The organism is Wolbachia endosymbiont (group A) of Epagoge grotiana, assembly GCF_947251775.1.
Taxonomy (GTDB): domain Bacteria; phylum Pseudomonadota; class Alphaproteobacteria; order Rickettsiales; family Anaplasmataceae; genus Wolbachia; species Wolbachia pipientis.
This window is the reverse complement of sequence record NZ_OX366387.1, coordinates 409,063-433,078: the sequence shown is the minus strand read 5'-3', so window position 1 is coordinate 433,078 and position 24,016 is coordinate 409,063. Positions and strand designations below refer to the sequence as shown.

General features: G+C 34.6%; 24 protein-coding genes and 1 tRNA gene. 12 read left to right on the top strand and 13 right to left on the bottom strand.

Annotated elements, in window-relative coordinates; translation table 11 throughout:
• Positions 1 to 305: 305 nt before the first annotated feature.
• The 5 genes from der (at position 306) to OPR50_RS02095 (ending at position 4,830) form a co-directional block, all read left to right on the top strand.
• Entirely contained in the window at positions 306 to 1,631 is a 1,326-nt protein-coding gene (gene der, locus OPR50_RS02115; protein ID WP_012673406.1) for a ribosome biogenesis GTPase Der, read from the top strand.
• Positions 1,628 to 2,149, top strand: coding sequence for a disulfide bond formation protein B (locus OPR50_RS02110; RefSeq protein WP_015589379.1), 522 nt, complete (start codon positions 1,628 to 1,630; stop codon positions 2,147 to 2,149). Before der ends, OPR50_RS02110 begins: the two co-directional genes overlap by 4 nt.
• The gene (locus tag OPR50_RS02105; RefSeq protein WP_006279362.1) at positions 2,124 to 2,666 is read left to right on the top strand and encodes a demethoxyubiquinone hydroxylase family protein; all 543 of its coding nucleotides are present in this window, start codon (positions 2,124 to 2,126) and stop codon (positions 2,664 to 2,666) included. Before OPR50_RS02110 ends, OPR50_RS02105 begins: the two co-directional genes overlap by 26 nt.
• A gap of 580 nt (positions 2,667 to 3,246) precedes the next feature.
• Positions 3,247 to 4,227, top strand: coding sequence for a phospho-N-acetylmuramoyl-pentapeptide-transferase (gene mraY / locus OPR50_RS02100; protein WP_182309786.1), 981 nt, complete (start codon positions 3,247 to 3,249; stop codon positions 4,225 to 4,227).
• Between the two features lie 6 nt (positions 4,228 to 4,233).
• The gene (locus OPR50_RS02095) at positions 4,234 to 4,830 is read left to right on the top strand and encodes a ribonuclease HII (protein WP_010082329.1); all 597 of its coding nucleotides are present in this window, start codon (positions 4,234 to 4,236) and stop codon (positions 4,828 to 4,830) included.
• 14 nt (positions 4,831 to 4,844) lie between these two features.
• On the opposite strand, the gene virB9 is transcribed toward OPR50_RS02095, so the two are convergent.
• The 3 genes from virB9 to OPR50_RS02080 form a co-directional block, all read right to left on the bottom strand.
• Complete coding sequence (virB9, locus tag OPR50_RS02090; protein WP_064125428.1) at positions 4,845 to 5,630, bottom strand: P-type conjugative transfer protein VirB9; 786 nt, start codon at positions 5,628 to 5,630, stop codon at positions 4,845 to 4,847.
• A 185-nt stretch (positions 5,631 to 5,815) separates the two neighbouring features.
• The gene (mlaD, locus tag OPR50_RS02085; RefSeq protein ID WP_264339538.1) at positions 5,816 to 6,271 is read right to left on the bottom strand and encodes an outer membrane lipid asymmetry maintenance protein MlaD; all 456 of its coding nucleotides are present in this window, start codon (positions 6,269 to 6,271) and stop codon (positions 5,816 to 5,818) included.
• Between the two features lie 2 nt (positions 6,272 to 6,273).
• Complete coding sequence (locus OPR50_RS02080; RefSeq protein WP_182309790.1) at positions 6,274 to 6,588, bottom strand: NADH-ubiquinone oxidoreductase subunit NDUFA12 family protein; 315 nt, start codon at positions 6,586 to 6,588, stop codon at positions 6,274 to 6,276.
• Positions 6,589 to 6,652: 64 nt separating this feature from the next.
• On the opposite strand from OPR50_RS02080, the gene OPR50_RS02075 reads away from it, so the two are divergent.
• Genes OPR50_RS02075 through purF form a run of 3 tightly spaced genes read left to right on the top strand, consistent with a single transcriptional unit; the run spans position 6,653 to position 10,687 of the window.
• Positions 6,653 to 8,119 (top strand): proton-conducting transporter transmembrane domain-containing protein, encoded by a 1,467-nt coding sequence (locus OPR50_RS02075; RefSeq protein WP_155969254.1) that lies wholly within the window; start codon positions 6,653 to 6,655, stop codon positions 8,117 to 8,119.
• A gap of 53 nt (positions 8,120 to 8,172) precedes the next feature.
• The gene (gene rodA, locus OPR50_RS02070) at positions 8,173 to 9,276 is read left to right on the top strand and encodes a rod shape-determining protein RodA (protein ID WP_151807632.1); all 1,104 of its coding nucleotides are present in this window, start codon (positions 8,173 to 8,175) and stop codon (positions 9,274 to 9,276) included.
• A 25-nt stretch (positions 9,277 to 9,301) separates the two neighbouring features.
• Entirely contained in the window at positions 9,302 to 10,687 is a 1,386-nt protein-coding gene (gene purF / locus OPR50_RS02065) for an amidophosphoribosyltransferase (protein WP_065094852.1), read from the top strand.
• Between the two features lie 19 nt (positions 10,688 to 10,706).
• Here the strand turns inward: purF and OPR50_RS02060 are convergent, their stop codons facing one another.
• Genes OPR50_RS02060 through ruvA form a run of 5 tightly spaced genes read right to left on the bottom strand, consistent with a single transcriptional unit; the run spans position 10,707 to position 13,801 of the window.
• Entirely contained in the window at positions 10,707 to 11,216 is a 510-nt protein-coding gene (locus OPR50_RS02060) for a DNA-3-methyladenine glycosylase (protein ID WP_264339539.1), read from the bottom strand.
• A 60-nt stretch (positions 11,217 to 11,276) separates the two neighbouring features.
• The gene (locus tag OPR50_RS02055; protein ID WP_182282721.1) at positions 11,277 to 12,014 is read right to left on the bottom strand and encodes a hypothetical protein; all 738 of its coding nucleotides are present in this window, start codon (positions 12,012 to 12,014) and stop codon (positions 11,277 to 11,279) included.
• Entirely contained in the window at positions 11,992 to 12,219 is a 228-nt protein-coding gene (locus OPR50_RS02050) for a hypothetical protein (RefSeq protein ID WP_264339540.1), read from the bottom strand. Before OPR50_RS02050 ends, OPR50_RS02055 begins: the two co-directional genes overlap by 23 nt.
• A 23-nt stretch (positions 12,220 to 12,242) precedes the next feature.
• Complete coding sequence (ruvB, locus tag OPR50_RS02045; RefSeq protein WP_182309817.1) at positions 12,243 to 13,223, bottom strand: Holliday junction branch migration DNA helicase RuvB; 981 nt, start codon at positions 13,221 to 13,223, stop codon at positions 12,243 to 12,245.
• The gene (ruvA, locus tag OPR50_RS02040) at positions 13,220 to 13,801 is read right to left on the bottom strand and encodes a Holliday junction branch migration protein RuvA (RefSeq protein ID WP_264339603.1); all 582 of its coding nucleotides are present in this window, start codon (positions 13,799 to 13,801) and stop codon (positions 13,220 to 13,222) included. The genes ruvB and ruvA overlap by 4 nt, the downstream gene beginning before the upstream one ends.
• 984 nt (positions 13,802 to 14,785) lie before the next feature.
• Here ruvA and OPR50_RS02035 point away from each other — a divergent pair.
• Positions 14,786 to 16,111: an IS4 family transposase gene (locus OPR50_RS02035; protein ID WP_265023871.1), complete on the top strand. Its 1,326-nt coding sequence runs from the start codon at positions 14,786 to 14,788 to the stop codon at positions 16,109 to 16,111.
• Between the two features lie 90 nt (positions 16,112 to 16,201).
• Here the strand turns inward: OPR50_RS02035 and OPR50_RS02030 are convergent, their stop codons facing one another.
• The 5 genes from OPR50_RS02030 to hemF all read right to left on the bottom strand — a co-directional run bounded on the left by OPR50_RS02030 (position 16,202) and on the right by hemF (position 19,173).
• Positions 16,202 to 16,888: a 16S rRNA (uracil(1498)-N(3))-methyltransferase gene (locus OPR50_RS02030; RefSeq protein ID WP_265024197.1), complete on the bottom strand. Its 687-nt coding sequence runs from the start codon at positions 16,886 to 16,888 to the stop codon at positions 16,202 to 16,204.
• 28 nt (positions 16,889 to 16,916) lie between these two features.
• Positions 16,917 to 16,988 (bottom strand) — tRNA-Glu (locus OPR50_RS02025).
• 68 nt (positions 16,989 to 17,056) lie between these two features.
• Positions 17,057 to 17,419: a hypothetical protein gene (locus tag OPR50_RS02020; protein ID WP_264339705.1), complete on the bottom strand. Its 363-nt coding sequence runs from the start codon at positions 17,417 to 17,419 to the stop codon at positions 17,057 to 17,059.
• A 50-nt stretch (positions 17,420 to 17,469) separates the two neighbouring features.
• Positions 17,470 to 18,267 carry a hypothetical protein gene (locus tag OPR50_RS02015; RefSeq protein ID WP_244663027.1) on the bottom strand — a complete coding sequence of 266 codons (798 nt, stop codon included), beginning with the start codon at positions 18,265 to 18,267 and terminating at the stop codon, positions 17,470 to 17,472.
• 81 nt (positions 18,268 to 18,348) lie between these two features.
• Positions 18,349 to 19,173 carry an oxygen-dependent coproporphyrinogen oxidase gene (gene hemF, locus OPR50_RS02010; RefSeq protein WP_155969192.1) on the bottom strand — a complete coding sequence of 275 codons (825 nt, stop codon included), beginning with the start codon at positions 19,171 to 19,173 and terminating at the stop codon, positions 18,349 to 18,351.
• A gap of 160 nt (positions 19,174 to 19,333) precedes the next feature.
• Between hemF and OPR50_RS02005 the strand changes: the two genes are divergently transcribed.
• The 3 genes from OPR50_RS02005 to OPR50_RS01995 all read left to right on the top strand — a co-directional run bounded on the left by OPR50_RS02005 (position 19,334) and on the right by OPR50_RS01995 (position 23,595).
• Positions 19,334 to 21,814 (top strand): response regulator, encoded by a 2,481-nt coding sequence (locus OPR50_RS02005; protein WP_265024196.1) that lies wholly within the window; start codon positions 19,334 to 19,336, stop codon positions 21,812 to 21,814.
• Positions 21,815 to 21,904: 90 nt separating this feature from the next.
• A complete protein-coding gene (locus OPR50_RS02000) occupies positions 21,905 to 22,747 on the top strand; it encodes a ParA family protein (RefSeq protein WP_006280226.1) in 843 nt (280 codons plus the stop codon).
• Positions 22,744 to 23,595 carry a ParB/RepB/Spo0J family partition protein gene (locus OPR50_RS01995; RefSeq protein ID WP_264339670.1) on the top strand — a complete coding sequence of 284 codons (852 nt, stop codon included), beginning with the start codon at positions 22,744 to 22,746 and terminating at the stop codon, positions 23,593 to 23,595. The genes OPR50_RS02000 and OPR50_RS01995 overlap by 4 nt, the downstream gene beginning before the upstream one ends.
• Positions 23,596 to 24,016 lie beyond the last annotated feature (421 nt).

Below are 24,016 nucleotides of genomic sequence, written 5' to 3'. Positions count from 1 at the left end.
TGACATAAGAGCATCATATATTTCATGCAATGTATTTGAGATGTTTTTTTCCATATGTTGATTAATATGCCCATATATTGTCGTCTCTTCCGAACACTCTGTATCTTTATGTATATGATTTTGTTGCTTTAATTCTTCTCTATCTACACTCTCTATTTGCTCTGACACTAGCATAACTACCTCATATTTTACATAACGAAATAAAAAAATTCTAACTGTAGTATGCTTATATAATCTACGAAGTCAATAGTTAAATTGAAAAGTTTCGGTTATAATTTACTTCATATAGAACATGCCCTTGAATTATGCTAAAAATCGCCATAGTAGGCCTACCAAATGCTGGAAAATCGACCCTATTCAACAGATTAGTAGGAAGAAAAGCAGCAGTAGTGAGTAACATTCCAGGAGTGACAAGGGATAGGCGAGAGGGAATGGGGAGAATTAGCGATTTGGAGTTTAAAGTTATAGATACAGGAGGATGGAACGACCAAACTAGTTTTTCACTGCAAGTTATTGAGCAAATAGAGTTTTCTTTATCCAGTTCAAACATAATTTTCTTTCTTGTTGACGCAAAAGTGCAAAATGAGCGAAATAAAGAGTTTGCAAAGTGGCTGAAGAGAAAAATAAATAAACCTGTGATACTGATAGCAAATAAATGCGAGAGTCATAAATCCGAAAATGTTGATTATTTGCAGTTTTTTGATTTTCTTGGCCCGGTGTATATCTCTGCCGAGCATAATCTTGGCATGGTTGATCTTTATGATGCATTAGCTGGTGTTATTGAAAATTTTAACGAGAACACTGAGTTACCTAACAATGAACTGAGTAGGCTGAGGATCGCGATCATCGGCCGTCCGAATGTTGGAAAATCAACTTTTTTAAATGGTTTACTTGCAGAAAACAGACTAATAACAAGTTCAGAGCCAGGTACCACACGTGATTCTGTGGATATTACATATGATCATGATGGAGAGTTAATTACTCTAATTGACACTGCCGGAATCCGCAGAAAGGCGAATGTTGTAGATGGCTTAGAATCAAGATTTGTTGAGAAAAGCATGGAATCAATCAAGCGCTCTCATGTGGTAGTTTTAATGCTAGACTCCCTAGTTGGTATTGAGCAGCAGGATTTATCAATTGGTGAAGCTGCAATTAAGGGAGGGAAAGGGATTATTGTTGTTTTAAATAAGTGGGATTTAATAGGTAAGGATGACAGAAGCAGGTTAATAAAATTTGTCAAACAACAGGAAGTAACCAGGTTATTCTTGGAAGTGCCAACTATAACAATTTCTGCGTTAAAAGGCATGCGCTGCGGTGATGTGATAGATAAGTGTCTTGAAGTGAGTGAATCCTTGAACAAGAAGATCAGCACTGCAAAACTGAATAAGTGGCTCATAGATGCTGTAGGAAAACATTCTCACCCTCTTGTAAAAGGCAAAGCAGTTAAAATGAAGTATATCGCTCAAATTGGTACTAAACCTCCAGCTTTTTCTTTGATATGTAACATACCTGAAAGTGTTGATGAAAGTTACAAACGCTATTTAATTAACGATCTCAGAAAAAATTTCTTTGCAGACGGTGTGCCAGTTAGATTGCTTTTGAAAAAAAATAAAAATCCCTATGTAAAATGAATACTCTGCTTTATACTTTCAGGGATAATTTACTTAAAGTTATGTGTAATAATTCCAGAATTCCTGCAATCTTTCTGCTGTCGAGTGCCGCTGCTCTAATTTTTGCATATGTGCTAGAATATTTTTTCAACATGCTGCCATGCAAGTTATGTACATACGAGCGAATAGTTTACTATATCGCCGGATTACTTGCAGTAGCGTGCATGCTTAAAGACAACAAAATTCTAATCTATGCAATGTTTTGCAGCTACCTCATAGGTGCAGTAATATCTTTTTATCATATAGGTCTTGAACTCCACTTATTTCATGATGTTTTAGGTTGTACAGAGCAAGCAAGTGGTAACGTTAGTATAGAAGAGCTCAGAAATAATCTACTAAATCCTAATTACTCTCCATCTTGTGACAGACCTCATTACGTTCTAGGTGTTTCCTTAGCAACATGGAATCTAATTTATCTCATAGTAGCTCTGTTCGTATCAGGTAAGGTGTATTGTGGAGAAAGAAAGAAATCTAAATAATTTAAGGTACAGCAACAATCAGTTCTTGCAACAGGCAATTAGAGTAGATCACGCTGGAGAATATGGAGCTATTTGCATTTATTCTGGTCAAAAATTTATTCTTAAGAAATCTTCTATAATCAATGAAATAATTGAAATGGAAGAGCAGGAAAAAAAGCATTTTCACTATTTTAATGAGAAAATCAAAGAGCAAAAAGTTCGTCCTACTGTTTTGTTGCCTGTTTGGCGTGTTTTAGGAGTGTCGCTTGGCGTTGCAACTGCCATTATGGGCAAAAAAGCTGCTATGGCTTGCACTGCTGCAGTTGAAGAAGTTATCGGGGAGCACTACAAAGAGCAAGTTTCACATTTAGAAGATGGGGAATTAAGAGAAACTATAAGTAAATTTCGCGACGAGGAGTTAGAGCACAAAGATATTGCAATTCAGCACAATGCTGAAAGCGCATTTGGCTACAACATTTTATCATCATTCATAAAAACAGGCTGCAAAACTGCTATTTACTTGTCTAAGTTAATTTAACTAAGCAACTTTCTTAAAGTGTTTTAAATGTTCTGATAACAACAGAAACCAGGAAGGAATTCAAGTGTAACAATTATTTTATAACTATATTTACATATCACCATTATTAATAAATAATTAGTATTTGTAAATTAAATACATCTAAAGTATAGACTGCAAAGGAGGCAAAAGTGCGTTTTAATTTAGAAGAGGGAAATGCTCTTATGTAATACCTGCCACAGGTTCACAACTGTACGAACATTCATTTTTGAAGGTAAATTGCACAGCAAATGGTGTCATTCCAGTCTGGAATCCAGAAATTTTGCTTATAACTGAGCTGATAAGCTAAAGGTAATTGTCTTACACTAAAACAAACGTTTTTAATTAAGTTGCATAGAACCAGTGTCTGGGCACTGGGATGACACCCCACTGGTGGTCCAAACTACAACGTTCGTACAGTTGTGGATTCCAGACTGGGATGACACCCTACTGATGGGCCCAAATCACAATGTTCGTACAGTTGTGGGTCAGGCTATAGGATGACAGAAGTTGACTTTATTAGCTATAGGTGGTATGACACTTAGTCAATTTAAGTAAGCAGATGATCTTAGCTACAAAAATATTTTTTACCTCATTTGTTTTTGGGTTTATTCTTTTTCCCTATTTTATAAAGCTTCTAAAAAAAATAAGCAAAGATGGGCAACCAATTAGATCATGTGGACCAGAAAGTCATTTAATAACAAAAAAGAATGTACCACCTATGGGCGGAATAATAATACTGATTTCTTCTTTATTACCAATTTTACTCTGGGCTCAGTTAACACCAGAAATTTTGCTGCTGATATTGATAACTCTATTTTTTGCTCTACTTGGATTTATTGATGATTATTTAAAATTGAAGACAAATCACTATCGAGGTTTAAGTGCAAAAACCAAAATACTTATTCAGTTTATTGTTGCTCTGGTTGGTGTGTTTATACTTAAGCTATACTCTGCTGAAGGTTTTACAAAAACGTCCCTATTTAAAGGAGTAATAATAGATTTTGGCTATCTATATGTTCCGTTTGCTGCGTTTGTAATTGTCGGCTCTTCTAATGCTGTGAATCTCACAGATGGTTTGGATGGCCTTGCTGCAACTCAAGTCATCACTTCCTTTGCTTTTTTGGGGCTAATTGCATACATAACTCAAGCAGATATGAATATTACTTTATTCTGCATTGCATTTATAGGAGCTATTCTAAGTTTCTTGTGGTTTAACACACATCCAGCAAAAATATTTATGGGTGATGTTGGTAGCTTGTCGGTAGGCGCAGCTTTAGGGTTAACTAGTGTCCTAATTAAAAGAGAGATGCTTTTTGCCGTTATTGGAATAATCTTTGTAATAGAGACTCTATCTGTGATTATTCAGATATCATATTTTAAATATACAAAGTTTAAATATGGAAAAGGAGAAAGAGTTTTTCTTATGGCACCAATACATCATCACTTTGAAAAGAAGGGATGGTCAGAAAATGTAATCGTTATGAAATTTTGGATAATTTCTATTATCTGTTCAGTTTTTACTATAACTTTCTTATTATAAAAACCTATGAAATACCCAGACTTTACATTAGAAAATAAATTATCAGGAGTGATAGCAGGAGTGGATGAAGTTGGAAGAGGTCCGCTAGCTGGTCCAGTAATATCCGCAGCCGTAGTGTTTATTGATAGAAATACAATTATTGATGGAATCAACGACTCGAAAAAGTTGACTCCTCAATGTAGGCAAGTCCTATATGAAAAAATAACATCCGTTGCAAAATTTGGTATAGGAATGGCAAGCGTAGAAGAAATAAATTCATACAATATCTTGCAAGCAACAAAACTTTCAATGAAACGTGCGTTGATAGACTTGGACCTAGAGTTAGATTATGTGCTAGTTGATGGTAATCAACCACCTGAAGTGAAATGGCAAGTGAAATCCATAGTAAATGGTGATAATTTGAGTACATCAATTGCAGCAGCTTCAATCGTTGCAAAAGTTACGAGAGATCGGCTTATGCAAGAATTGCACAATAAGCATCCTGAATATAATTGGTATAAAAATAAAGGATATGGGACAAAAGAGCACCTTAACGCTATTGGCCTTTATGGAATTACAGAACATCATAGAAAAAACTTTGCACCCATATCTCGGGCATTATAGCCTTTAGATAGTAATCACTTACCTTTTTTGAAAGGCATGTTTTCATTAAATAGGCAAACTGTACTCGATCCATTCCTTAAGGTAAACACTGAACTTACCCTTTCGATTATCAGATAGTTGTCAACTGTACGGAAATTTACTAAAGACTCATATCCTGCAGAATCAACCATAAAAACTGCCGGGAAATCAGAGTTTATTTTATTGAATTGTAGATATGTAAATTTTCCATCATCAAAAACCTTGATTGGTATTATTGACTGACTGCCTTTAACGTGCGAGATGGAATAATTAAAATTTAAACCCTTCTTTACAACTTCAATATCGTTTATATCAGGAATAATGGTATGACTAGCTTGTTCGAGGATATCACCGTTATTTGTTGTGTAAATCTCATCACTGCTAAATAGTGGATAAAGAAACCTTACTTCATATGCTAATCTTGGATCATCTAGTCCAGTTGCTTCTTCAGCATGAAGTTCAAAGTAATAAACTCTTTTATTGGTAATTATAGTTGCGTTAGTATCGGCAATATCATCTATAGGCTTAATAAACAATCTGTTACCTTGAGGAAGGAGTTGCCAACCAGTTGAATCACCCATTGAAAGGTTTTGTATTACTTCCCCTGGTTCAAACAATATACTGGACTGATAACCATAAAAACCCGTATACTTATGTATAGCCTGTGGGTTATAATTTATTACCTTTATGTGATTATCTCCAGCTATTGAACGTGGCTCCTGTTTTGCAAGTGCATCACTACCACAGAGGAACAATAGTACGGCAAACAGTAAACCAATCATAATATCAAAATAAATTAATCTTCATTTTATCATTGATAGACATGTACTGCAACTGTTAAGGCACTTTCTATACTATAAACCCCAAAGCAAGCGGTAGAAAAGGCAAGAAATAAGGCAAACTCCTTAAATACTTTAGAACTACAGGAGGCTTCATCTGAATGGGTACACTTGGAATCCTGCCATTTTCACTTTGTAAACATACCAATAATTTTGTCCATTATTCCACCCATATTTGCTTCAGCTTGAGTATACTCTATTTTACCACCGTGCAAGATTAGTTTAATATCTGATCCAGGTAATATATTAACAAATTTACTACCAACAACTCCACTGCTAGTGATCAGAGCTGAACTATCAATTGGCAATTTTATGTCTCTGCTTATACACATGTCGATTCGTGCTACGTAGGTAGCTTTGTCAAGTGATACACCAGTTATGCTTCCAACGTCCACACCAGAGATCTTGACACTATCACCAACTCCTATACCGTTAGCGTTAGCAAAAAGACCATATATTTTATTGCAATCCTTATAGTTTTTCTTTATGTAAGATAGCTTATCAATAGCAAAGAAAATCAGAAAAATAGTGAAAATTAATACAAATAATCCAGCGGTTATTTCAAGTATATTTGACCTTCGCATCTTTAGTTATCAGGACTCCAGCTTTTATAGTAATTTTTCACTTTTTGGTTTGGATAGTATGCACCTTTTGTACCCGTTAAATTAGGAGTATGTTTTACTTTTCTTTTTTTATTATTAACTGGTACTACATTATCAGTATAGTGAAGCCATATATGCCATTCCGGAGGCACTGTTGTAGGCTCAGAGACACTGCTATACATAACCCACCTTTTTCCTTTACTTGATTCATAGTAAGAATTTCCATTTTCATCTCTTCCTACAAATTTATCTTCTCTTCGTAATAGGCGTTTTATTGCGTTACAAATTTTAGATAACATAAGGGTATTAAAACAAAAAGTATTATATATACTAATACTTTAACGATATATTAACAACAATTTAATGCAATTACCAATTTTACAAGTTATTATCCCAATAATTGCATCAATGTTTTGCTTTCTTGCCAAGAAACACAAGGTATCTTGGTTTATTTCTTTTATTGCAACAACAATCACTCTTATCATTTCATCAATACTACTCATTAAAACATATAAAGGCGAAATTATAACTTATCACCTTGGGGATTGGGCTCCCCCGTACGGCATAGAGTTAAGAATCGACGTGTTGAACTCCTTGATTCTAACTTTGGTGAATTTTATAGCGCTGATTAGCGTGCTTTATAGCTTTTATATTAACGAAAAAGAAATTAGCAAAAACAAAATCACTGGTTTTTACTCTCTATTTCTACTGTGCTTAAGCGGACTGTTCGGGATTCTAGTAACAAACGACATATTTAACCTTTACGTTTTCTTGGAAATTTCATCTCTTTCTTCTTATGTATTAGTTTCAATGGGAAGGGATAAAAAAGCCTTGGTTGCAGCATTTGAATATCTAATTAGTGGAACAATAGGTGCAACATTTTATTTATTTGGCATCGGGCTCTTGTATTCAATGACTGGAACGCTCAATATGTCTGACATGGCTGAAAGAATAGTTCCATTATACGATAACAACATCATAAAACTTGGCACGTTGTTCATTTTTGTTGGTCTCTCAATCAAAATGGCACTGTTTCCATTAAGCAGGTGGCTGGTTAATGCATATAGTGAGGCGCCAAGTTTCATTAGCATATTCTTTTCAGGCACAGTGACAAAAGTGATGATATATGTTTTCATCAGAATCTTTTATACTGTTTTTCATCAAAATTTTTTCTTGTTTAAGCCGCTACTGGACAATGTGATAATTATCCTCGCACTTTGCGCTATTGTATTTGGGTCGATATTTGCAATAACCGCAAAAGACATAAAAAGACTGCTTGCTCACTCTAGTATTAGCCAAATTGGTTATATAATTTTAGCACTGAGTTTTAACTCAAAAACAGGTGTATTTGCAGCAATTCTTCACATAGTAAACCACAGCATAATAAAAACATCTTTATTTATGGCTGCAGGATGTATTTCTTACAAATTTGATACAACAAAAATAGAGAATTTATCGGGACTCAAGAAATCAATGCCTTATACAGCACTTGCGTTCACTCTACTCAGTTTAGCATTAATCGGTGTGCCTTTAACAAATGGCTTTGTAAGCAAGTGGTATATAATGAAAGCAATTATCGAATCTCGCGCGTGGATTTCCCTGATAGCTTTTGCTGCCGGTTCTTTTCTTGCACTAATATACATGTGGAAGATGGTAGAGAAAATGTATTTTGAAAATGATGCAACGTCACGCACTAGAATGACACTAGGCAAAATTAATGATGTGCCATTTCCTATGCTTTTCTGTCTATTGTTTATGGCAGCTTTAACAGTAGTAACTGGAATATATAGCACTCCAATTCGGTTAGTAGTTGAGAAGTTGGTTTTTTGATTTTTATCTTTGTTTCATATTTTACTATACTTTAAGGTTATAAGGTCTTTATTGTGGGTAGGCTGAAGAAGATTCATTGGTTATTAGTCATTAACGTGATAGCGCTGTTTTGCGTTGGCATTGTTGTTCAATACTCTTCTGCTGGAGGAAAGTGGGTGCCATTTGCGATTCACCAACTGGTCATATTTTCCTTCTTTTTCCTACTCGCTATAGCTATGTCATTCATAGAGCTAGATTTTTATTTGAAGTACGCCTACTTTTTTTATATAGCAGCAGCGATTTCACTATTAGCAGTAAATTTTTTTGGCTCACACATAATGGGTGCAACAAGGTGGATAAGAATTGGATCAATTAGTTTGCAACCATCAGAATTTGCAAAAGTAGGCTTAATACTTGCGCTTGCTCGCTATTTTGATAAGCAGAGTATGTATAAAATGATGGAATTTAAAAGATTGCTTAAGGCACTTATAATTATTTTCTTACCCGTGTTCTTGGTGTTAAAGCAACCTAATTTAGGCACAGCTATGATAATGTTATTTATAGGGATATCAATTATATTCACAACAATAATAAAAAGATCTCATTCAGTAATATGTGGAACTCTTGGCATTTTTGCAGTACCGGCTATTTGGCCTTTTTTACGTCCTTATCACAAGCAAAGGATATTGTCATTTTTGGATTCATCAGTGGATCCACTTGGAATAGGTTATAATGCGCAGCAATCTCAAATAGCTATTGGTTCAGGAGGTTTGCTTGGTAAGGGCTTTGTTAACGGAAGTCAAACTCAACTTGGATTTTTGCCGGAGAAACGTACAGATTTTGCTTTTGCAGTGCTGAGTGAGGAATGGGGCTTTTTAGGTAGCATGGCTTTAATTTTGCTTTATACCTCATTACTTGGAGTAATTTTCTCTATCGCTTATAGGTCGAAAAATTATTTTTCTAAGTCGGTATCTATCGGCATTTTCGCCTTTTTTAGCGCTCATTTTTTTGTAAACATTGGAATGTCAATAGGCCTCTTGCCTGTGATAGGCGATCCACTGCCATTTCTTTCCTATGGAGGAAGTACAACTGCTGCAAGCTTGATATGCATAGGATTATTGCTGGCAATAAAAGCAGATGAACAACAAAATGCTTGTATTTTACCTATGCTAAAGTAAAATTAAACTTTACTTAATAGTTTTTATGCTAGATGAAATGCGTGAGGAATGTGGGGTATTTGGCATAAGTTGCAACCAAAGTGCTGCTTTTAACTCTATACTTGCTCTCCACGCTTTGCAGCATAGAGGTCAAGAGTCTTTTGGCGTAGTAACCAGTAACAACGATAAGCTGCACTCTTATCACTTTCAAGGTCAAGTGAGCAGCGTATTTGATGATATAGATGAAATAAAGAAATCCTTACCTGGAGATTGTGCAATAGGTCACGTTCGATACTCAACAAGTGGTAATAAGTTTGGAGTGCAGCCCATGCTTGGCAAAAGTGGCAAATTTGGGGATTTTGCCATAGCACATAATGGTAATTTAATTAATATTTCTCCAATACGCGAACAATTAATTAAACAAGAGTGCGTTTTTCAGTCAGATATTGATACAGAAGTAGTAGTGCATCTGACAGCAAGCGGTGAAAAAGATAGCTTCTTAGAGAGTTTTATATATGCATTAAAGCAAATACAAGGTGCTTATTCTTTTGTGGCAATCAATCAAGAAGTAGTTATTGGAGTACGTGATCCGTCTGGAATCAGGCCTCTTGTTTTAGGGAAGTTAAACGGTTCTTATGTTCTTGCATCTGAAACTTGTGCTCTTGATATAGTAAATGCAGAGTTTGTTAGAGAAATAGAACCAGGTGAGTTAGTCACCATTGATCGAAATGGTAATCTAGCTTCAGCATTTCCTTTCCCACAGCAAAAATCAAGTTTTTGTATTTTTGAATACGTTTATTTTTCAAGACCAGACAGCATAATGGAGAATAGGTCCATATATGATATAAGAAAAGAAATAGGAAGAATACTTGCAGAAGAGAGCCCACCAAAAAACAATATGGATATGGTTGTACCAATACCTGATTCTGGAATACCTGCAGCTATTGGATATGCAAAGCATTCAGGGTTACCTATGGAACTGGGAATAATTCGTAATCATTACATAGGAAGAACTTTTATACAACCAACCGCTGAAGTACGTAAAGTTAGAATAAAATTAAAATTCAATGCTAATAAGCACATTTTGAAAGGTAAAAACATAATTTTAATAGATGATAGTATAGTGCGTGGTAGTACGTTAACAAATATAATAGTTATGTTAAAGGATGCAGGAGTAAAAGAGATTCACCTCAAAATTTCAAGCCCACCAATTAAGCATTCTTGTTTTTATGGAATAGATACGCCAGAGTGCAAAGATTTAATTGCTGCAAATAAATCTGTAGAGGAAATTAAGGAAGTTATAGGAGTAGATAGCCTAGCCTTCTTGAGTATTGATGGACTATATCAGGCTGTTAAAGCAGAAAAGCGTAACAATGCTACACCACAATATTGTGATGCTTGTTTCACTGGTGATTATCCGATTGGCAAATAGTCTACGCAAGGTCTTAAGTTTAGAAAATCTTAAACCGCCAAAATTTCTCTTGGCCTTTACTAATTCCGATTCTCGGGGTGCAAATATAATCTGGTTTGAGGTAAGATTCATAAACACAAAATTCGTGGCTTATAGTAAGGTCCTGTTTGTTATGTTCTTTTGTAATATTTAATCTTTTACACAATATTCCTGGCCCACCTAAATTTGCCTCAAGCGGTTCAATGAGCTTTAATCCCCGTATTAACACTGCTGCTGGGAACCCTTCTGCTTCTGTTACAATATTTAAACAGTAATACATTCCATATATAAAGTACACATATGAAAACCCCGGCATACCAAACATTACTGAGGTTCGGTTAGTATAACCCTTAGCTGCATGACAAGCTGGGTCACTCATTCCTATATAGGCTTCAACTTCGGTTATTATTCCACTAAAGTTAGAAAATTTCAGCATCTTTCCTAGTAACTCCCCGGCTACAACCAAAGTTGGCCGCTCGTAGAAATTTCTTGGTAGTATTGTGTTGCTCATCATAAAAGTATAAGTTACTTGCAGATGCAAGCAACTTATACTGAATTTTCACTACTTTACCTATTTTGAAGCAGCAGGAGCTTGATGCTTTTGTGATGCGCCGCTCAAGTCTTCTACATTTGTTGAATGCTGCTCCAAAAATTTTACTTCTTCAGAGCTTTGTTGTAATTGTGTTTGTGGCAATTGTGATGCTAACACTTCATGTAAAGGCTTTGCTTCATATTGCCTTCCTACTTTTACTTCTTTATGTGCAGCTAATTGCTCCATAGTAACACCATTACCCTCAATAAGTTCTACGGAGCCATTATCATGAATATTAATTTTAATATTACATTCTTTTCCTTGAGCATTCCACTTTAAAGTCATTTGATATGACCCATTAGCTACTTCATAAATTCTTGTTCCATGTTCATCAACCCGGCAACGTAGCCCCCTTGCTTTACTTTGAGGTAGCAATAATGTAATTGCTTTCACGCCATATTGTTTACACAAATCGTTATTTAGAATGTCACTCATGCTTATTTCTTTTGTATTACTACCTATCGCAATTCTTACGGCAGGCTCAATAATATTATCTTCATTTTTGCTTTCTTTAAGTTTTATAAATTCTATATCATTATTTTCTATATTTTTAGATATCTCTTCTTTAATTTGTTCAGCAATTTTGCCTATAATGTTCTTACCACCATATTTATTCTCATCCCGAGCAGTATATGTACATATACCATTACTATCCTTATGAATATAAGGTTTTGGTTTCTTTTTATTAGTGGTATTAGTAGAAGTGTTGTTCTGCATTATTAAGAGTGACGTATTTAGGTACATTCTCATCTAGTGTTGATTTAGGTACATTTTTAGTATCCGAAATCGAATTATTATCAGAAGGACTGATATTTAGATTAGAAGAAGTTTCAATTAAAGATACAGTTTCAGTGCTATTAGTTAACATATATGCCTCCATTATTTTTAATATATAAATGTTAGCATATAGATACCACGCCAATTAGTCAATATAAATTATGATGTTTAATGTTGAAAGCTCAAATACTCCTTTGCTTGATCGGTTAGAACGCGCCCTCTTGGTGTGCGCTTTACAAAACTAATTTTGATTAAATAAGGTTCTACTGTTTCTTCAATATTGCCAACATCTTCGGATAGCGCAATAGATATGGTGTCAATTCCAACAGGGCCTGAAGTGTTGAATAAAAATCTTAGATAATTCATATCAAGTTTATTGAGTCCCATTTTATCTACACCCAATTTTAGTAATACAGAATCAGCGACTTCATAAGTAATTTTTTTATCATCTTTCACTTCAACAAAATCCCTTATTCTTCTGAGTAACCTCAAAGCAATTCTTGGAGTGCCGCGCGCACGGCAGGCAATTTCCCGCGCAGCACCCTCTTCAATTTCAGCAGAAAGAACTCTTGCGCCTCTTTTTATAATATTAACCAGCTCCTCAAAGGAATAAAACTCAAGATGCAAAGGAATGCCAAAACGATCTCTGAGTGGCGCAGAAAGTAATCCAAGCCGTGTTGTTGCTCCAATTAGCGTAAATGGTGGTAGATCTATCCTTAAAGTGCGAGTAGATGGACCTTCACCTACTAATATGTCCAAGCAAAAATCTTCCATAGCAGTATATAAAACTTCTTCGATGCTGCGATTTAATCTATGGATTTCGTCGATAAATAGAACATCTTTTGCATTTAAAGTGGTAAGCACTGCGGCCAAATCTCCAGCTTTACTAAGTAAAGGACCAGAAGTTGCGCGAAAGCTAACTCTTAATTCTTTAGAAACAATTTGTGCTAAAGTTGTTTTGCCAAGCCCTGGAGGACCGTACAATAAGACGTGATCTAAAGCTTCAGTTCTCGTCTGTGCAGCGTTTATAAACACTTTTAAATTTTGTATTAAGTCTTTTTGCCCGACAAAATCATCAAGTTGCTCAGGCCTGATGTTGATATTGCGCACATCTTCAGTATATTCTTTACCGCACGATATTGATTTCATAATGTTAAGAGCTCCTTAAGCGCTATGCGAATAATATCCTTAGTGTCCAGATTTGACGATTCGTCTTGTATTTTCTTTATCGTATCATAAGCTTTCATTTTTTCATATCCAAGATTGATCAATGCTGAAAGGGCATCTTCATTAATTGGATTAAAGTTATTGTTATTTATTTCTAGTTTACTTACTTTGCCACTCAATTCAGTGATGATTCGATTTATGAGTTTCAAGCCAAGTCCACTCATCTTGAGTGCTACTTTATCTTCATTCATAATTGCCAAAAATAGCTGTTCTGGAGTTAATTTACTCAAAATTGACATTGCAGTTTTATAGCTAACGCCGCTTACTTTGACAAGCAACCTCAAGCACTGCTGTTCTTCTTTGCTTATAAAACCATATAGCTGAGCGACATTTTCTCTGTTATTTGCATAGGTTTCGATAAGTAATTTAACTCTACTTCCGATGGAACATGCATTTAAAGTTTTGGCTGAAAGATACACCATATAGCCAACATCATTCACATTCAGGATTATGTGATCACTGCGCACTTCATCAACTATTCCGCTTAGATTTCCTATCATTTTTAGCACTGTATAGGGTTCAGTTTAAATACTCCTGGATCTTAGGTCAAGCAAACGAACATTATAACAGGGAAACGTGGCTAAAAACCACTTGACAAACTCCGCCAGCCCCCTTATCATAAACACTGAAGCTATTTATTTATCTTCTCTGTACAGATTAAATGACAAAAAAACTCACGTATCTGGCGTATCATGTTTAATTTTTTGCACTATGTGCACCTTATGTCTTATAAAATTTCTACCTACATAAGCTGAAACGCGCTTATAAAGCGTTTAAAACATAAAAAAACGCCAACTTAAAAAATGGATAGTGAATAACTAGCTAACCTAGGGTTTCTTTTGCCTTTTTTTCTGTTTAGTAAATTTCTTAACGTTTATAATTTAGATTAGTTGCGGTTTAAAAGTAGCTGAATCGCGGTTATTAAGTGTTTAGAATAAAAAAACGCCATACTTGAAAGTATAATGTAAGTAATTAGCCAATCATGGGGCTTTTTTTGCCTTTTTTTTCGTTTGGTAAATTTCTTAATGTTTATAGCTAAACGACAACCGTCATCCCGCTGCTTGTTAGCGGGATCTATGCTAAGAGATACCGCGGATGAATCGCGCGGTATGACGGTTCGTGGTGGCATCTCGTCATCCCGCTACGTGTTAGCGGCTAAGAGATACCGCGGCGGTATGACGTCTTAGCCATAGATTACCTGATCTCACCATCTTTCCGGTTGTTTTATACATAATTCTCGGATTTTGAAAGTTCACTTTGAATAAATTGCTCATATTCTTTATCCTCTAGTTCTTCAAAAATCTCAGGATAATGTTTACTGGAACGAGTAATTATTGAAATTAGCTCTTGCTTTGTTTTTCTTAGTAAAACCTTTCAAAGAGAGTCTGTTCATCCATACGCGTCAAGTTAAGGAAATAAAGGTATGAAAGAGATAGAATAATAAGGTATAAGTTCTCCCAGATATACTTTTAGTGAGAGAACCAATGAATAAAATAACTTGCTTATCAAAAAAGCTCAAAGAAATTTTTAATGAAAAAGCAGAGAAAATCTCAATTACAACAAGGTTTATAAAAAGAAAGAGAAAGCTAAAAGGTTCATCATTCGTAAAAGCCATGGTCTTGGGTAATATAGGAGTTGATAATTGTAGCGTAGAAACAATGTGTCAATTACTAAACGAGGACTCGATAGATATAACAAAACAAGGTTTGGATTTTAGATTTACTGAAGAAGCAGTGGAATTTATGAAAAGGATGTATAATGAATCTGTGATTCTCTTTAAAAATATCTTGCAAGTTGATTGCAAAATCTTACAGCAATTTAATAGTGTTAAATTATTGGACAGTAGCTATATTACTCTACCTAACAGTATGGAAGAGATGTATAAAGGTTATGGTACTAGCTACAGTGGCTATGAAAGCAATACTAAGTCTGGAATAAAGTTACAATTAGTTTTCGACTACATGAATCAGATAATAGACCAACTTAATTTAACGGAGGGGGTAAGATCAGACCAGGGATATAGGAAACATTTAAGTAATATATTAAGCAATGATTTGCTAATATCTGATCTCGGTTATTTTGTGCCAAGTTCTTTTAAACAAATCAATGAAATAGGAGCTTATTTCATAAGTCGTTATAAATCCGATACCAACATATATGATGTAGAAACAAATCAAAAAATGGAGTTATTAGAATGTTTAGAGGATAAGTTATTTTTAGAAAACGAGGTATTGTTAGGAAAAGAAGCAAAAATTAGAGTAAGAATTATATGTCAGAAACTAACTGAAGAACAGTCTATGGCCAGAAGAAGGAAAGCTAATAGATTAGCAAGATCGCAGGGATATACATCCTCTAAAAGAAATCAAAAATTGTTGAACTGGTCAATATTTATAACTAATGTTCCAGAAAATAAAATTAGTGCTGAGCAAGTATTAACGATTTACAGAGTAAGGTGGCAAATTGAGTTATTATTTAAATTGTATAAAAGCCATATCAGGCTTGATAAGCTAAAAGGAAAGCCATGCAGAGTATTATGTGAACTATATGCTAAATTGTGCGCAATTCTTATATTTCACGGCATAGTTGGTTGCACAGAAGTGAAAAAGAATACAGAACTTAGCTTAACAAAGGCATTTATTGAGCTAAAAAGGCGGGTTAGAGAGTTATTTTTAGTATTAACCAAAATTAATAGTTTAAAAGCATTTCTTAAAAAACTCACTATAACTTGGTCGCGATTTTCATTAAAAGACAAACGTAGAAGGGCTAGAGTATCCACTTTAACCTCTCTAAATTTGCTCACAATCTCTTAACTTGACGCGTATGGCTTCGTAGAGAGTCTACAGAGTTTTTGTGCGCGCAACACTGAACCAGATTTCTTTATCTTAGCCATATTTAAAAATCTAGCTACACCAATTGGTGAAAGTTAGTGCAGCAACCACAGCGGTATCGACTCTTAAAATTCTTTTTCCTAGACTCAATTTTTGACAAAACTTATCGGCAAGATCAAGTTCATAAGATGAAAAAGCACCTTCAGGGCCAACAATAATAGCAACATTTTTCTTACCTTTCAGCACTTTATCAGCTTTACCTGTTTCATCACATAAAACAAAATTTTTACTCTGGGAATCAGGTAATTCGCAAAAGTTAATAGGAGGCAAAATCTCTGGTATACTTATCCTACCGGATTGTTCCGCTGCTTCGATTGCTTGTAATTTTGCTCTACTTAGGTTAATATTTTTTACCACTGTACGTTCCGTTGAAATAAATTGAATGCAGATTACTCCCATTTCAGTTGCCTGTCTTACTATGTTGTTCAAAGCAGCACTTTTTACCATGGCACAATACAGGTATAAATTTTCCTCATATTGCTGTTGTTTAGTGCATTCTTTGGGTGTAACTTCTGTCAATTTACGCGATATATTAACTACTTCTCCTAACCATTCTCCATCTTTTCCATTAAAAAGAGAGAGATTATCATACTTCTTAAGCCGCATTACATTGCAAATATAGTGACTTTGTTGTGGATTAAGTGCTAAACTCACGCCTTGTGATAAAGCTTCTTCAACATAGAGCCTAATTTTTCCCATTCAAAACTTTAATTATATTCTACTTGAGTGACTCTTACGGGATTTGAACCCGTGTTACCACCGTGAAAGGGTGGTGTCCTAACCACTAGACGAAAGAGTCAACTTGAATCTAACTAGGTTATATCGATTACATATATAAAGTCAATTCAATTATTTTGAATCACATAGTTAGAGGGATATATCAGTAATCTTATATCGACAGCCTCCTATTACTCCATGCTCAATACTCACTGAACCTATCTCAGATTTAGGAGCTAATTCTAATTGTTGTTCAACTTTTGTATCGGAATCATAGCCAGAATCGTAGCCAGAATCTCTACGCTCATATTTCTGCCTTATTTCTTCTACACTAAAGCTAGCCTTGGTCTTAATTTTTTGATCATTAGTCTGTTGCTGACTTATCGACTTATTAGCACTTAGCTCATTTAGCTTCACTTGCCAATCATTCACTTTATCTTGCACTAACCCATGGCAAGTTCCAGAATTAGCTTTTATGTCTTTTGCTTTTCTTTCTGCTCTTTTCTTGGACAAATCTACCCTAGCATAAATAGGTTCTGACGACTGTTCTGGCTCTTTCTGTTTTAGGCTAGTAGGCTTTTTTGTTCTGAAAGATCATCTATAGTGCAATAAATAGGTTCTTCTGATATACTCAAATAACCACTATCTTCCAATGATAAATTTTCAGTGGATTTTTTATGTGAATCATATATTTCAGCATAAATAGATTCTTCTGATACACTCAAATAACCATTCTCCCCTAATGAGTTACTAACCTTAGCATCATACACCTCAGCGTAAATTGGCTCTTTTGAAGGCAAAGCATCATAATTAGTGCTCTTTGGCTTATACTCAAAAGTTCTAGAAGGTTTTTGAGGTGGTATTACATTGTTGTTCACCTCAGCGTACATAGTTATTGGCTCATATTCAGAGGTTCTAGGAGGTTTTTGTTGTATAGCTTCAACATTCAAATCATCTGTAGAATAATACTCTGCGCCTTTTCCTAGTAAAAAGGAAACTGTGGGGTGAAGAATTATCTCTGCTGGTAAGTTTTTCTCACTATCCAATTTTAGATTTTTTGATTCTGCTAAACTCTCAATAACACGAATTATAACATTCTTTCCATTCTCATCTATTGAGTGGATATCAGCTCCACGATTAATCAGCAATTCCATTATTTTGTGATCTGTAGCATGTCCTAAAGCCTGATTTAAAGCTTGATTATTATTTATATCAAATGATCCTGTATTCTTGAGAGACATAGTCTTTGAAAAGAATTTTCTAAAACTATTTAATGCATCATAGAGAATTAGAGTCAGTTTAACACCTTTTATGTCATTGTTTTTGACAGATTTAATTAAAAAATTATCTATTATGCCCATGATTATACCCCCTATATAAAAGCTCACTACCATGGTACAATTTTAAACTATGATGATTTATTTTCTACTAATAGCAGCTCTCTATAACCACTTAACAAGTGGTGGCATTGACATCATAATTGCATCTGGATTGCCGTCAGTCATTAAACCAAACCTTGTGCCACGATCGTATAACAGATTGAATTCTACATATCTGCCACGTTTTATTAATTGATTTTCTCGTTGTTCTTTTGTCCAAGATTTTTGCATATGTTTACGTATGACGTGCGAATAAATTTCCAAAAAGGCTTCACCTACTGCTTTTGTGAACTCAAAATCATTTTCCCAATTACCAGAACTCAGATTATCATAGAAAATACCACCAATGCCACGTGGCTCTTTTCTGTGTTGTAAGAAAAAATAATTGTCACATTGCTCTTTAAATTTTGGATAATATCCGGTGTCAAATCTATCACATGTCATTTTGATTGATTCATGAATATACTTGCAATCTTCTTCATTTCTATATATTGGCGTAAAATCCATTCCTCCACCAAACCATTGTTTTGAAGTATATATCAGCCTTGTGTTCATATGTGCTGCAGGGATAAGGGGCGATTGCATATGAGACACTAAAGATATACCGCTTGCCCAGAACTCTCCGTTACTTTCACTTGCACCAGGAATTTCATTAATGGCTGAATCTGCAAATTTTCCGTGTACTTTTGAAACGTTTACTCCAACTTTTTCAAAAACATTACCAAAAATAATTGTAGATTCACCACCTCCACCACCTGGGCGATCCCACTTTCTCTTTTCGATCTTTGGCTCTGCGGATGATTGTTTTTCAATTAATAAGAAAGATTCTATGATCTTATCTCTTAGTGCACAGAACCATTTAAATGCTTGTGTTTTTTGTTTTTCCATAATATCCTTTTGCTAGCTTATTAACATTGTTATATCTGATATTTAAGGAACTTAATTAGATTTGGATGATAATTATCTATCAAAGACGTTAATAAATCTATAATAATTAAATCAATATAATAGAACATTTTCGTATGTACAACAATGCCAAGTAACAATAATGAATAAAAGATACATAGATAACAAAAAAGAGAACAGGGTTGACTTCATACTAAGAAATTATGGAATGTCAATTGTTGTGATGGCAGTTATTATGCTCTTACCTCCAGTAGCAATATCGATACTCTACTTTTTTGATATATATAGTCAGCATATTAATATAGAGATTAATTTATTAGTTAGCATTCTAACAACTCTCTTTATGATGTATAATGTAAAACGCTACAGATACCTACTTAATACTATAGAATTTCAAAATGCAATATTTGCAAATGCACTAAATCATAATACAGAATTTTGCCTTATTTTACATAAAGATGAAGGTATTATTTATGCTGATGCAAGGTTCTACGAAAGGTTTAAAGATCATATAGATGATGACATTACGTTAGACAAGATTCTTGAAATAGGAGATGTTTCAGAAGCAGACAAAAAAGTACTCTATCATGCACTAAAAAATAACTCTTCTGTACAGGTATGCATTTCCTTAAACAAGAAGAATAGAGTATCTAACTTTCTTTTGCTCTTTGAGCCGATACCAGATAATCCCCAAATTGCTATAAATAGTAATAAGATTTTAAATTTATCATTAGTGCCAATAGCAAGGCCAGATGGGTATTTTGTATTAAAAGCAACACAGATAAACAAGGAGCAGATATATGAAGAGTTAATAGAAAAACACAGCATAGGAACTTACATTGCAAATGCCAAAGGGGTGATTTTATCTGTAAATAAAAGATTTTTAGACATATTTGAACTAAAAAAACTGGAAAAAGGTAGCTCAATCAGTGATTTTATATCTCAATCTAAATATAACAATACAACAACCGATAATGAAATTTTGTTTTTTACTATAAGTGGTATTCCATTCAAGGCTTATATGAGCACTGCTATATTTTGTGATAAATACAACCATAGCTATATATATGGCTTTATAACACCAACCGAATCAAATATTGTTGATTATCAATTACACCCTTGTTTTGCAAATTCATCAATTGCTATTGCACAATGTGACATAAACGGCAACTTTGTAAAGAAAAATACGGCACTAATAAAGCTTGCAGGGTCAGATAATAATTCAATCTTTACGTTGATATTGGATAGTTATCATGTGAAAATACGTGAATATTTTTCGAGTAATAGAATAAATAATGCGTCTTTTGATGTACAGCTCAACGGCGGTAATAACATAAAAATATATTTCAATAAGTTTCTTCATAATAAAATGATCTTCATACTTTGTTATTTTATTGACAATACTGAACACAAAAACCTAGAGATAAAGCTTGAGCATTATCAAAAGATGCAAGCTATAGGGCAGTTAGCAGGTGGTATTGCGCATGATTTCAACAATATATTGACTGGGATAATAGGATTTTGCGATTTGCTTTTACTCCAACACTCAGCTGGTGACCCATCTTTTGGAGATATAATACAGATACAGCAAAATGCAAAGCGTGGATCAAATTTAGTAAGACAATTGCTTGCTTTCTCAAGAAGACAGACCTTGCAGCCAAAAATTATTGATGTAAATAATACTATAGCTAATCTTTATGAAATGATAAAAAGATTAATAGGTGAAAATATAAAATTTAATATTTATTATGGTAGAGACTTGGGTGCTGTTAGGGCTGATCAAGGGCAATTAGAGCAAGTTATACTTAACTTAGCAGTCAATGCTAGTGCTGCTATGGAAAAGGGCGGAGAATTAACTATACGAACCTTTAATCAAAAGATTGACTCATTAAATTCTACACCTCAGGATATGTTTTCTCCAGACAAGGAAACGATCGAACATGGAAATTATGTTGTGATTGAAGTAATTGATACTGGATGTGGAATGACAAGTGATACAATTGGAAAGGTATTTGACCCATTTTTTTCTACCAAAGATATTACCTCTGGTACAGGTCTTGGCCTCTCTACTGTATATGGCATTATTAAACAAACTGAAGGATACATCTATGTTGCTAGCAAAGTAAATCATGGAACTAAATTTAGCATATTTTTGCCCATGGTTTACATATCAGATGAAAATCTGAGAGAGGAAGATAGTGAAGAAATAGAAAGACCGGTAGTAAGTGAAATTAAAGGTAATGGTATAATTTTATTGATTGAAGATGAAGATTCAGTAAGGGAATTCATTGCTAAAGCACTAAAAAGGAAAGGATTTGATGTAATAGAAGCAAGCATAGGCAGCGAGGCGCTAGAAATAATCAGTAAAAAAAGTCAACACATAGATCTTATAATCACTGATGTAATCATGCCAGAGGTGAGCGGCCCAGAAATAGTTAAAGAAGCATTGATCCATAGGCCAAATATCAACGTTATTTTTATTTCTGGGTATGCAGAAGATGCTTTTTTAAAGAGTGATGACATCAATATAGAAGATTTTCACTTTTTGCCAAAACCATTCACTCTGAATGAATTAGGAAACAAGGTTCAAAGTGTGTTACACAAAGCAAAAAAGACAGTCTAATTTTAGTGTGGTTAACAACAAAAAAATTTTCTAATGCAAAAGTTTCTTGCATATATACAATAGAATTATTTTATACATAAGATAAAAGGCGTGAGCAAGATTATTGCAATAGTAAATCAAAAGGGTGGAGTTGGCAAAACCACAACTAGTATAAATTTATCGACAGCCTTTGCTGCTGTGGGAAAAAGCACTTTATTGGTAGATCTTGATCCTCAAGGAAATGCTAGCACCGGGCTCGGGATTTCTTATCGTAGTAGGGAAGAAAAAAATATATACAAAATACTACTAAGCAGCGAAAATAAATTGATAGAATCGGCAATTTTCAATATAAAGGAAATTCCAAATTTATCACTAATTTCGTCAGTAGTTGATTTATCAGCTGCAGAAATTGAATTATCGCAACTTGAGCGAGGAAAATTTGTGCTAAAAAGCGCATTAGAGAAGATACGCGATAATTATGAGTATATAATCATCGATTGCCCTCCATCACTTGGGCTTCTAACCATAAATGCTTTGACTGCTGCTAATTCTATTATTGTCCCTCTTCAGTGTGAATTTTTTGCTTTGGAGGGATTAAGCCATTTAGTTAAAACTGTAGAGCTGATAAAAAGAAATAACCTAAACCCTTTTTTGGCAATAGAAGGGATAGTGTTAACAATGTATGACAGGCGCAACAAACTCAGTGAACAGATTAAAAACGATATTTGCCAGTATTTAAATGATAAAGTATACAAAACTATCATCCCATTGTATGAGACTGTTATTCCACGTAACGTACGGTTATCAGAAGCGCCTTCTCATGGAAAACCCGCTATTGTGTATGATCTTAAGTGTCCTGGTGCACAAGCATATATAAGTTTGGCAAGGGAAATTTTAAAAAAGCACGCGAGCAGTTGTAAGGAGAAGAAACTAGTAAGCGAGGGCGTAGTATGAAGGATGATAGACGCCTCGGCAGAGGTCTTGCCGGCCTCATAGGCGATAATTATGATAATAAAGAAGATCGACAAGGGCATTTGCCTATTTCATTACTGCACCCAAGCAAATTTCAACCGAGGAAACATTTTGACGAGGAGTCATTAAGAGAACTTGCAAATTCGATAAAGAAAAGTGGCATTATACAGCCTATCGTGGTACGCAAAGATTCAAATGATGATGGTTATGAAATAATAGCTGGAGAACGTCGTTGGCGAGCAAGCAAGATTGCAAATCTTGATAGTGCACCGGTTATCATAAAAGATCTGAGCGACAAGGAATGCTTGGAAGTATCCATTATTGAAAACATACAAAGGCAAGATATTAATCCAATAGAGGAAGGTGAAGCTTACAGAAAACTGATAGATGAGTTTTTCTATACACATGAGGAATTAGCTTCAGCTATAGGCAAAAGCCGCAGCCACATAACCAATATGATTCGGATGTTGTTGCTCCCTGATAGGGTGAAAACAATGATCAATGAGAAAAAATTGTCTATGGGTCATGCAAGAGCGTTGATTAATGTTGAAAATGCGGAAAGTATTGCAGAAAAAATAGTTTCTCAGGGCTTAAGCGTTAGACAAACTGAAAAACTGATAAAGGACCTACATCAAAACAACAATCAAAAAGAGCAGAGATATACTAGAAATCAAGATATGACAGTAATAGAAGGCGCTATATCTTCTCAACTTGGTTTAAAGATCAAAATTAATGACAACAATTCTAAGGGTAAAGTTATGATACGGTATGATAATCCAAATGAATTGGATTTGATATTGAAAATTTTGAATAGGAAACTTGAGGCATAGCTAGTAGTTGGCTAGCAAAGCAACAAACCAATATCAACTGTTGGTGTCATGAAAGTAGCTGACACTGGAATCCAGGAATTTTATTAAGTTGGTAAGCATAAAAGTATAACTTCTACGTCATACCGCCGCGGTATCCGCTAACAAGCAGCGGGGTGACGATTGTCAGGGTAGCTGTCATCCCAGTGCCCTGACTACTTGGATCCAGGAAAAAGAATGGTGTCATCCCAGTGCGTGATACCCTAGTAGAAATCGTTTTTGTAATTGCAACATTCGTGCAATCTTTAGCCATAAATATTTAAAAAATTTACCAAATGAAAAAAAAGGCAAAAGAAACCCTGGGGTTATTATCCGCTTTAAAATATTGGCGTTTTTTATGTTTTAAACGCTTGACAAGCAAGATTAAGCTGCTTTTAATTGCAAC

Excerpts from the sequence above, each read along its gene's own strand:
- der (WP_012673406.1), top strand. The coding sequence starts at position 306 with ATGCTAAAAATCGCCATAGTAGGCCTACCAAATGCTGGAAAATCGACC.
- OPR50_RS02110 (WP_015589379.1), top strand. The coding sequence starts at position 1,628 with ATGAATACTCTGCTTTATACTTTCAGGGATAATTTACTTAAAGTTATG.
- mraY (WP_182309786.1), top strand. The coding sequence starts at position 3,247 with ATGATCTTAGCTACAAAAATATTTTTTACCTCATTTGTTTTTGGGTTT.
- OPR50_RS02095 (WP_010082329.1), top strand. The coding sequence starts at position 4,234 with ATGAAATACCCAGACTTTACATTAGAAAATAAATTATCAGGAGTGATA.
- virB9 (WP_064125428.1), bottom strand. The coding sequence starts at position 5,630 with ATGATTGGTTTACTGTTTGCCGTACTATTGTTCCTCTGTGGTAGTGAT.
- mlaD (WP_264339538.1), bottom strand. The coding sequence starts at position 6,271 with ATGCGAAGGTCAAATATACTTGAAATAACCGCTGGATTATTTGTATTA.
- OPR50_RS02080 (WP_182309790.1), bottom strand. The coding sequence starts at position 6,588 with ATGTTATCTAAAATTTGTAACGCAATAAAACGCCTATTACGAAGAGAA.
- OPR50_RS02075 (WP_155969254.1), top strand. The coding sequence starts at position 6,653 with ATGCAATTACCAATTTTACAAGTTATTATCCCAATAATTGCATCAATG.
- purF (WP_065094852.1), top strand. The coding sequence starts at position 9,302 with ATGCTAGATGAAATGCGTGAGGAATGTGGGGTATTTGGCATAAGTTGC.
- OPR50_RS02060 (WP_264339539.1), bottom strand. The coding sequence starts at position 11,216 with ATGAGCAACACAATACTACCAAGAAATTTCTACGAGCGGCCAACTTTG.
- OPR50_RS02055 (WP_182282721.1), bottom strand. The coding sequence starts at position 12,014 with ATGCAGAACAACACTTCTACTAATACCACTAATAAAAAGAAACCAAAA.
- ruvB (WP_182309817.1), bottom strand. The coding sequence starts at position 13,223 with ATGAAATCAATATCGTGCGGTAAAGAATATACTGAAGATGTGCGCAAT.
- ruvA (WP_264339603.1), bottom strand. The coding sequence starts at position 13,801 with ATGATAGGAAATCTAAGCGGAATAGTTGATGAAGTGCGCAGTGATCAC.
- OPR50_RS02035 (WP_265023871.1), top strand. The coding sequence starts at position 14,786 with ATGAATAAAATAACTTGCTTATCAAAAAAGCTCAAAGAAATTTTTAAT.
- OPR50_RS02030 (WP_265024197.1), bottom strand. The coding sequence starts at position 16,888 with ATGGGAAAAATTAGGCTCTATGTTGAAGAAGCTTTATCACAAGGCGTG.
- OPR50_RS02015 (WP_244663027.1), bottom strand. The coding sequence starts at position 18,267 with ATGGGCATAATAGATAATTTTTTAATTAAATCTGTCAAAAACAATGAC.
- hemF (WP_155969192.1), bottom strand. The coding sequence starts at position 19,173 with ATGGAAAAACAAAAAACACAAGCATTTAAATGGTTCTGTGCACTAAGA.
- OPR50_RS02005 (WP_265024196.1), top strand. The coding sequence starts at position 19,334 with ATGAATAAAAGATACATAGATAACAAAAAAGAGAACAGGGTTGACTTC.
- OPR50_RS01995 (WP_264339670.1), top strand. The coding sequence starts at position 22,744 with ATGAAGGATGATAGACGCCTCGGCAGAGGTCTTGCCGGCCTCATAGGC.